This window comes from Streptomyces sp. NRRL S-118 (assembly GCF_000716335.1).
Lineage (GTDB): Bacteria > Actinomycetota > Actinomycetes > Streptomycetales > Streptomycetaceae > Streptomyces.
Map to the genome: position 1 here is coordinate 1 of NZ_JOBL01000277.1, position 8,045 is coordinate 8,045.

General features: G+C 73.4%; 6 protein-coding genes. 3 read left to right on the forward strand and 3 right to left on the reverse strand.

What is annotated here, in order from left to right; all coding sequences use genetic code 11:
- Both IH00_RS0103170 and IH00_RS0103175 read right to left on the reverse strand, forming a co-directional pair.
- Window positions 1-1,195, reverse strand: a 1,195-nt coding sequence (locus tag IH00_RS0103170; protein ID WP_031069274.1) for a sigma-70 family RNA polymerase sigma factor, incomplete at its 3' end; no start/stop codon positions are given.
- A gap of 200 nt (window positions 1,196-1,395) precedes the next feature.
- A complete protein-coding gene (locus IH00_RS0103175) occupies window positions 1,396-2,238 on the reverse strand; it encodes a TetR/AcrR family transcriptional regulator (RefSeq protein ID WP_031069276.1) in 843 nt (280 codons plus the stop codon).
- 350 nt (window positions 2,239-2,588) lie between these two features.
- On the opposite strand from IH00_RS0103175, the gene IH00_RS0103180 reads away from it, so the two are divergent.
- Together IH00_RS0103180 and IH00_RS0103185 are read left to right on the forward strand one after the other, a co-directional pair.
- Complete coding sequence (locus tag IH00_RS0103180) at window positions 2,589-3,989, forward strand: NAD(P)/FAD-dependent oxidoreductase (RefSeq protein WP_078887533.1); 1,401 nt, start codon at window positions 2,589-2,591, stop codon at window positions 3,987-3,989.
- A 161-nt stretch (window positions 3,990-4,150) separates the two neighbouring features.
- The gene (locus IH00_RS0103185) at window positions 4,151-5,842 is read left to right on the forward strand and encodes an ATP-binding SpoIIE family protein phosphatase (protein ID WP_031069281.1); all 1,692 of its coding nucleotides are present in this window, start codon (window positions 4,151-4,153) and stop codon (window positions 5,840-5,842) included.
- On the opposite strand, the gene IH00_RS0103190 is transcribed toward IH00_RS0103185, so the two are convergent.
- On the reverse strand, window positions 5,839-7,110 hold the full coding sequence (locus IH00_RS0103190) for an MFS transporter (RefSeq protein WP_199819683.1): 1,272 nt from the start codon (window positions 7,108-7,110) through the stop codon (window positions 5,839-5,841). The two genes, IH00_RS0103185 and IH00_RS0103190, sit on opposite strands and share 4 nt — an antisense overlap.
- 131 nt (window positions 7,111-7,241) lie before the next feature.
- Between IH00_RS0103190 and IH00_RS0103195 the strand changes: the two genes are divergently transcribed.
- On the forward strand, window positions 7,242-7,781 hold the full coding sequence (locus IH00_RS0103195; protein WP_031069284.1) for a MarR family winged helix-turn-helix transcriptional regulator: 540 nt from the start codon (window positions 7,242-7,244) through the stop codon (window positions 7,779-7,781).
- Window positions 7,782-8,045: the final 264 nt, after the last annotated feature.

Sequence of the window (8,045 nt, forward strand, 5' to 3'; positions counted from 1 at the left end):
CTCCCGCCCCCGCCCCGGCGGCCCCTCCGCCCCCCGCGCCCGCGGAACCCGCGGCGGCCGCCGCCCCCGCGGCTCCCACGGCGCCCACCGCACCGCCGGCGGTCACCGCGCCGGCCGCCTCGAGGGAGGCCCCGGCCGCGAACCAGCCGATGACGGCGACCGGCAGCAGCGCCGGGATCCCGGCGTTGACCTGCTGCAGCTCGCCCGCCGCCAGCCGGCACGCGGCGCACTCCTCCAGGTGCTTGCGCAGCCCCCGCTCGGCGCGCGTCCGCAACCCGCCCCGGGCGTACGCGCCCAGCCGGTCGGCGTACCGCGCGCAATCGCCTCCGGAGGTGAGGGCCCGGCTCACGTGCGCCTGCAGGTACGCCTGCTTGAGGCCCTCCCGGGCACGGCTGGCCAGCACGGCCGTGGCGTTGGCCGTCAGCCCGAAGAGCGGCGCCACCTCACTGGGCGACTCCTCCTCGACGGTCGTGTGCCACAGCACCGCCTGCCACCGCTCGGGCAGCGAACGGAACGCCTGCATGGCCAGCGACCGCTCGGCCGCGTGCATCGCGCGCACGTCGGCGCCCACCTCGACCGTGCCCTCGCCGGACACCTCCGGGGTACGCGTCGCCTGGGCGGCGAACACCGCGAAGTCCTCGACCAGATGCTCCCGCCGGGCGGTCCGCGCCCAGGCCGCCGCCACCCGCCGCACGGTGGTCAGCAGGTAGGCCCGCACCGCGTGCTCGGGTCCCGCACCGCCGCGTACCGCCTGGAGCGTCCGCGCGAACACCTCGGCGGTCAGGTCGTCCGCCGTGTGCCCGTCCCGGCAGCAGGTGCGCGCGTACCGCCGTACCGCCTCCGCGTGCCGCCGGAACAGCTCCTCGTAGGCGGCGTCGTCGCCGTCCCGCATCCGCCGCACCAGGACGGCGTCCGGGGGCGGCAGCTCGATCGGCGGGGGCGGTACGGACCCGGAGAAGCCGCCCGTGCGCTGCGCCGGTACGCCCGTGCCGGATTCGCCGCCGGCCCGCGGGGCGCGTGGGTCCTGCGCCTCCGCGTCCCGGGCGCCGGTGCGAGGGGCCCCGCCGGGGCTGCCCGCCGCACCGGAGCCGCCACCGGCGGCCCCGCCCTGGATCGGCACCCTGTGGGACGGCAGCCCGCGCGTCTCGCCGGTCCCGGCACCGCCGAGCGGCTCCTCGCGACCTTCACCGCTCATGGCGGAAGCCCCCGTATCGCTGCTCGGACCGGAACACCGGGCAAGCGTGGCACAGAGGTCCGGTCCACCCGGGGTTGTTGGCCCGTCAACCACTCATCCGGGGAGGTTTCCCGGATCCGGGCGCGCCGCATCACCCTTTCGGGTCAGTGGGCGGCAGCCCGGTCGAGTGCCGGGTCCACGCGTCCGGCGCGACAGCGCGGTCACGCGGGACGCGAGCGGAGACCCTCCAGGAGGATGTCCAGCAGCCGTGCCGACGCCGCACTCTGCTGCGCCGCGTCCGGCAGCGAGGGCGCCGCCGTCGCGATGACCAGCAGCACGTCCGCCACCGTCACGTCACCGCGCAGCTCGCCCGCCTCCCGGGCCCGGTCCACGAGCCGGCCCACGACCTCCAGCAGCTCCGACGCGCCCGCGTCGTCCTGCTCGGCCGCCGGCACCGCCCGCGGCGCGACCACGCGCGCCCCGGCCTCGCCCGCGGCCAGGTCCTCACCGGCAGCCGTCATACCGCGCTGCTGCGGCACGCGCGAGGCGTCGAGCGCCTCGGCCGGGGAAGCGTCGTCCCCGTCCACGCCCACCCGCAGCACCTGCGGCGGCAGCAGCCGCCCCGCGCCCGAGGCCACCGAGGTGCGCAGGAACCGGGAGAGCGCCGACCACGGCTCCTCCTCCTGACCCAGCGCCGTACGCGCCTGCTCCGTCAGCCGGGAGGTCTCCTCCTCGGCTATGCGGCGCACCAGGACGTCCTTGCTCGGGAAGCGCCGGTACACCGTGCCGACACCCACGCGCGCCCGGCGCGCCACGTCCTCCATCGGCGCGCCGTACCCCAGCTCGCCGAACACCTCACGAGCCGCCCGCAGGACGTGCTCCAGATTGCGCTGCGCGTCCACGCGCAGCGGCGAGGTGCGCCCGGCACCGCCGGCCACCGGCCTCATGGTGCCGTTACCGGCGAGCCCGGTGCCGGTGCCGCTCGCCGTGCCGACCCCGGTACCGCTCGTCCCGCCGGCCGACGGCGTGACGACGGTCTGCCAATGCGAATCCTGAACATGCATGCGTTCCCCCGGTAATGACGTCTCCCCCCGGAGACTCCCCGCCCTGACGATCAGGGGCCGGCCCCGCCGCGCTCAGGTCATGCGCAACGCCCGGACTCCCCGACGACATACGAACATAGTTGAGTCGGAGTCAATTCAGAAGGGGCAGTTCCGTACGGTGCGCCCCTCGATCGGAGCAAGGACCGGAACACTCCCGATTCCGACCCCTCCCACCACCCCTTTCCCGCCTTCTGACCTGCGCACCTTCCGGCTCACCGGGCATACGCGCCACCCCGCCCCCCGCGCACCCGCCGGTCACACGAATTGCCGGGCCTGTGGACAAACCCCGAAGGGCGTTGCGTCATGGGAGGGTGACCGAACCTGTGCGCATTCTCGTTGTCGGCGGTGGCTACGTCGGGATGTACACCGCCCTGCACCTCCAGCGGCGCCTCAAGGACCGGCTGAGAAGCGGAACCGCCGAGATCACCGTGGTCACGCCCGACCCGTACATGACGTACCAGCCGTTCCTCCCCGAGGCGGCGGCCGGCAACATCTCGCCCCGCCACGTCGTGGTGCCGCTGCGCCGCGTCCTGGACCAGTGCCACATCCTCATCGGCGAGGCCAAGGCCGTCGACCACGCCAAGCGCACCGCGACCGTCGCCACCCTCGCCACCGAGGAGGCGGACGCCGTCCCCGTGGAGATCCGCTACGACGAGCTGGTCATCGCGCCCGGCTCCGTCTCCCGCACCCTCCCGGTCCCCGGCCTCGCCGACCACGGCATCGGCTTCAAGACCGTCGAGGAGGCCATCGGGCTGCGCAACCACGTCATCGAACAGATGGACATCGCCTCCTCCACGCGCGATCCGGCCATCCGTGACGCCGCCCTCACCTTCGTCTTCGTCGGCGGCGGCTACGCCGGCGTGGAGGCGCTCGGCGAACTGGAGGACATGGCCCGCTACACCTCCCGGTACTACCGCAACATCAAGCCCGAGGACCTCAAATGGGTGCTCGTGGAGGCCACCGACCGGATCCTGCCCGAAGTGGGCGAGGACATGGGCCGGTACACCGTCCGCGAGCTGCGCTCCCGGAACATCGACGTACGCCTCGAGACCCGCCTCGAATCCTGCGAGGACCGGGTCGCCGTCCTCAGCGACGGCACCCGCCTGCCCACCCGTACGGTCGTATGGACGGCCGGCGTCAAACCGGCGCCCGTCCTGGCCGCCACCGACCTCCCCCGCAACGAACGCGGCCGCCTCGTGTGCACCCCGTACCTCACCGTCGACGGCGTCGAACACGCCTGGGCGGCCGGGGACGCGGCAGCCGTCCCGGACGTCACCGCCGCGGAGAGCGGCAAGGAGTGCGCCCCCAACGCCCAGCACGCCGTGCGCCAGGCCAAGGCCCTCGCCGACAACCTCGTCGCCGCCCTCGAGGGCCGGCCACTGGAGCAGTACGCCCACCGGTACGCCGGGTCCGTCGCCTCACTCGGCCTGCACAAGGGCGTCGCCCACGTCTACGGCCGGAAACTGAAGGGCTACCCCGCCTGGTTCATGCACCGCGCGTACCATCTCAGCCGCGTGCCGACGTTCAACCGCAAGGCACGTGTCCTCGCCGAGTGGACGCTGGCCGGGCTCTTCAAACGCGAGATCGTCTCGCTGGGGTCGCTGGAGCATCCGCGCGCCGAGTTCGAACTCGCCGCGGGACCACCGCCCTCGTCCGACCCCAAGGACATGGCCGAAGGCGGAACCGCGGACGGCGCCCCCAAGTCCGACTGACGTATGGGATGACGCATCGGCCGATGCCCTTGTCAGTGCGCTCGGTCACACTGGACGTGTGACCATAGGTGGGCTCACACCTGCACAGAGTGACCCAGCGAACCAGCGACTCAGCACCCTGCGACTCAGCACGGCTACGACACCACGAGGCATACAGATCCGTGAACTTCACGCGTTGGAGCGCCCGGCTCCCCGGTACGCAGCGCCGCGCCGCCGCGCGCGGAACCGACCCTGGGGCTTCGCCGGCGCAGCGCGGGGACGGCTCCGTCCCCGCGGCGCGAGGTGAGTCGGGCAAGGATGAGCCTGGTCAGCAGCCAGACCCCCTGCCCGGCGACGCCCCCGCCGGCGTCCCCGGGGACGTCCCCGCCCTGGAGGACTTCTCCGTACGGGAGATCCTCGGCCGCCTCCCCGGGCTGGTCGCCCTGACGTACGGCTCCGAGCACCGCATCGCGTACGTCAACGACGCCTACGCCATCGCTTTCGGCCACCGCCCGCCCGGCGCCACCCTCGCCGCCGGCTGCCCCGAGCTGACCGAGCTCGGCCTGCTGCCGCTCATGGACCAGGTGCTGCGCAGCGGGAAGCCCCGTACGGTCAAGTCCCGCCGCACGCACGGCGGCTCGTACACGGTCACCTGCCTCCCCGTCGACACGCCCGGGCACGAGGGCGGCGGGGTCCTCGTCCACGCGGCCGACGTCACCGACCACGCCGACGCCGCCGAGCGGCTGCGCGCCAGCGAGCGCCGCCACCGCGAGACCGCCGTCACCCTCCAGCGGTCCCTCCTCCCCCAGGAGCTCGAACAGCCCGACGACCTGCGGGTCGCCGCCACCTACCAGCCGGGCGGCACCGACGCGGCCGTCGGCGGCGACTGGTACGACGTGATCACGCTGGGCGCCGGGCGCACCGCCCTGGTCATCGGCGACGTCATGGGCCGCGGCGTGCGGGCGGCGGCGGTCATGGGCCAGCTGCGCACCGCCGTACGCGCCTACGCCCGCCTCGACCTGCCGCCCCACGAGGTGCTCCAGCTCCTCGACGGCCTCGCCGCCGAGATCGACGCCAGCCAGATCGCCACCTGCGTCTACGCCGTCCACGACCCGAACGAGGGCCGTCTCGTCTACGCCTCCGCGGGCCACCTGCCCATCCTCGTCAGGGACGAGGACGGCACGGTCCGCCGCGCCGAGGAGCCGACCGGCCCGCCCCTGGGCACCGGCGGCTGGCTGCACACCTCCGGCACCATCGCCCTGCCGCCCGGGTCGACCGCCGTCCTCTACACCGACGGGCTGGTCGAGCGGCGCCGGGAGGACATCGACGAGGGCGTCGCCGCCCTGGAGCGCGCCCTGTCCGGCGCGACCGGCAGCCCCCAGGTCGTCTGCGACCGGCTGCTGCGCTCCCTGGGCGTCACCGCGGAGCACGACGACGACGTCGCCGTCCTGGTCCTGCAGCACCCCACCCGTACGGGCCCGGACGCGGAGCTGTTCCACAACGCCGCGCTCGACCTGCTCGGCGGCGTGGAGGCGGCGCCACGCGCGCGGGCCTTCGCCTCCGGTGTCCTGTCCAGCTGGCGCTTCCCGGTGGAGCTGCGCGACCTGGGGGTGCTGGCCACCAGCGAACTCGTGGCGAACTCCCTCCAGCACGGAACCCCGCCCATGCGCCTGCGGCTCCGCCGCACCGACCGGCGCCTGATCATCGAGGTGACCGACGGGGACGACCACCTGCCGCGCCGCCGCCGCGCCGATACGGAGGACGAGGCGGGTCGTGGCATCTCGATCATCGCCACGATCGCCTCGTCCTGGGGAAGCCGCCGCACGCCGGGCGGCGGCAAAGCCGTCTGGTGCGAGTTCGCCCTGCCTGGTTAGACGGCCGCCTCGACCGGCTGCCCCGGCCTGTGCTGGGCGACGACCCGGGACTTCGCCACCAGGTACGGGTGGTCCTGCGCCGGCGTGAGCTTCGCGCCGAGCCGCAGGGCCAGCAGCGTGATGCCCAGCGAGAAGAGCACGAAGGTCACGATGTACGGCCCGTGCAGCGCGGCTCCCATGGGCCCGCCCACGGCCGGCCCGACCGCCAGCGCGAGCTGCTTGACCAGCGCGAACGCCGAGTTGTACTGCCCGACCATCGACTCCGGCGCCAGATCGGCGACCAGCGGTGCCACGGTCGGCGACAGCATCGCCTCGCCCAGCCCGAACAGGCCGTACGTGGTGACGAACGCCGCCGTCGCCATGGCCTGGCTGCCGTGCCCGAGCCCGGCGTACCCCGCGAAGAGCCACGCCACCGCCCAGATCAGCCCGACGGCGGCGATCACCCGGGACCGCCGGCGCCGCTCCACGAAGCGCAGCACCAGGAACTGGGCGGCCACGATGACCGCCGTGTTGGCCGCCAGCGCGATGCCGAGCGTCGACGGCTCGATCCCTGCGGCCTCGGTGCCGTACGCCGCGAGCCCCGACTCGAACTGCCCGTAGCAGGCGAAGAACAGCACGAAGCCCAGCACGCACAGCTGCACCATGGCCCGGTGCCCGAGCAGCGCCCGCACGCCCCCCTTGCTCTCCGGGCGCGCATCCGTGATCGACGGCGTACGCGGCATCCGTACGGTGGCGGCGATGGCGGCCAGCACCAGGAACATGGCGGCCTCGATGGAGAACAGCAGCAGGAAGCTGCCGGGCCTGCTCTCGTCGACGAGCTGCCCGCCGATGAGACCGCCGATGCCCAGCCCCAGGTTCTGCAGGAAGAACTGGAGGGCGAAGGCACGCGTACGGGTGGCCGTGGAGGAGCACCAGACGATCATGGTCGCGAGCGCCGGCTGCATCACCGCCGTACCGGCACCCAGCAGCGCCGCGGCCAGGACGACGGTGGGCACGCTCCCCGCCAGGCCCATGCCGAGCGCCCCGGCGGAGGCCAGCAGCGCGGCCACGACCAGCACCGGAAGGGGGCCCCGCCGGTCGATCGCCCGCCCGGTGAAGGGCAGGACCACGAGGGCGGCCATGGCGAACACCGCCAGCACGGCCCCCGCCGTCCCGGCGCCCAGGTCCCGGACCTGAGCCACGTACACGTAGAGATACGGAACGGTGAACCCCAGCCCGAACGCGCTCAGCACGTTCCCCGCCTGGATCCGGCGCATCGCCGCGCCCATCGCCTCGGTCACACTCACCTGCTTCGGTTCGGAGGTCTTACCTCGGAAGACTTCAACACTAAAGTTCGATGCTTAACTCTACACATCGAAGGACTTCAACGCCAAGCCGCTTCCGTGGGATACTCCTGCGCATGTCCGCAACGCAGGAGCCGAGCCTCGACGAGCAGATCGCCGCCTACCAGCGCGAGTTCCGCGACCTGGATCCCCAGGTGGAGAAGGTCGTCTCGGCGCTCGGCCGGCTGAACCGCCGCATGAACGTGGCGTACGGCCGCCAGGTGGCCGAGCTCGGCATCAGCAACGCCGAGTGGGAGGTCCTCAAGCACCTCGTCCTCTCCGGCGCCCCGTACCGCCTCGGCCCCGGCGAACTCGCCAAGCGGCTGGGGCTGACCCCCGCGGCCATGACCCACCGCATCGACCGCATGGCGGGCGAAGGACTGGTCACCCGCGACCGCGACGAGAACAACCGGGTACGGGTCATCGTGGAGCTGACGGACGAGGGCCGCGCCAAGTGGCTCGAGGCGATGCGCATGGCGACCGCCTTCGAGGAGGACCTCCTCCAGGACCTGTCGAGCGAGGAACGCGCCGTCCTCGGCGAGCTCCTGATCCGCCTCCTGCGCCGGGTGGAACACGCCCAGCCGGACGCGGGCGGCCGCCTGACGGACCTCGACTGACGCGCCCTCCCGGCCCGCCACCAGGGGCCTTGACACGGCCCTTGCGGATCCGTAAGGTTCTTCGAGTTGTCACGGAGCCGGAACGGTTCTGCGACGGCCATCCCGCCGCGAACGCGGCACCCAAACCCTGCACGATCTCCCGACCGGGACGAATTTCGGCATGCCGGAATTCATTTCGAAGGCCCGATTATGAGCCGCCCGGGAAATCCGCTAAGGTTTGGAACGTCGGAACGGCCCAACGGGCCCGGAAGACAAACCCGCTGA

Coding starts and splice junctions, on each gene's coding strand:
- IH00_RS0103195 (WP_031069284.1), top strand. CDS start 7,242: ATGTCCGCAACGCAGGAGCCGAGCCTCGACGAGCAGATCGCCGCCTAC.
- IH00_RS0103175 (WP_031069276.1), bottom strand. CDS start 2,238: ATGCATGTTCAGGATTCGCATTGGCAGACCGTCGTCACGCCGTCGGCC.
- IH00_RS0103190 (WP_199819683.1), bottom strand. CDS start 7,110: ATGGGCGCGGCGATGCGCCGGATCCAGGCGGGGAACGTGCTGAGCGCG.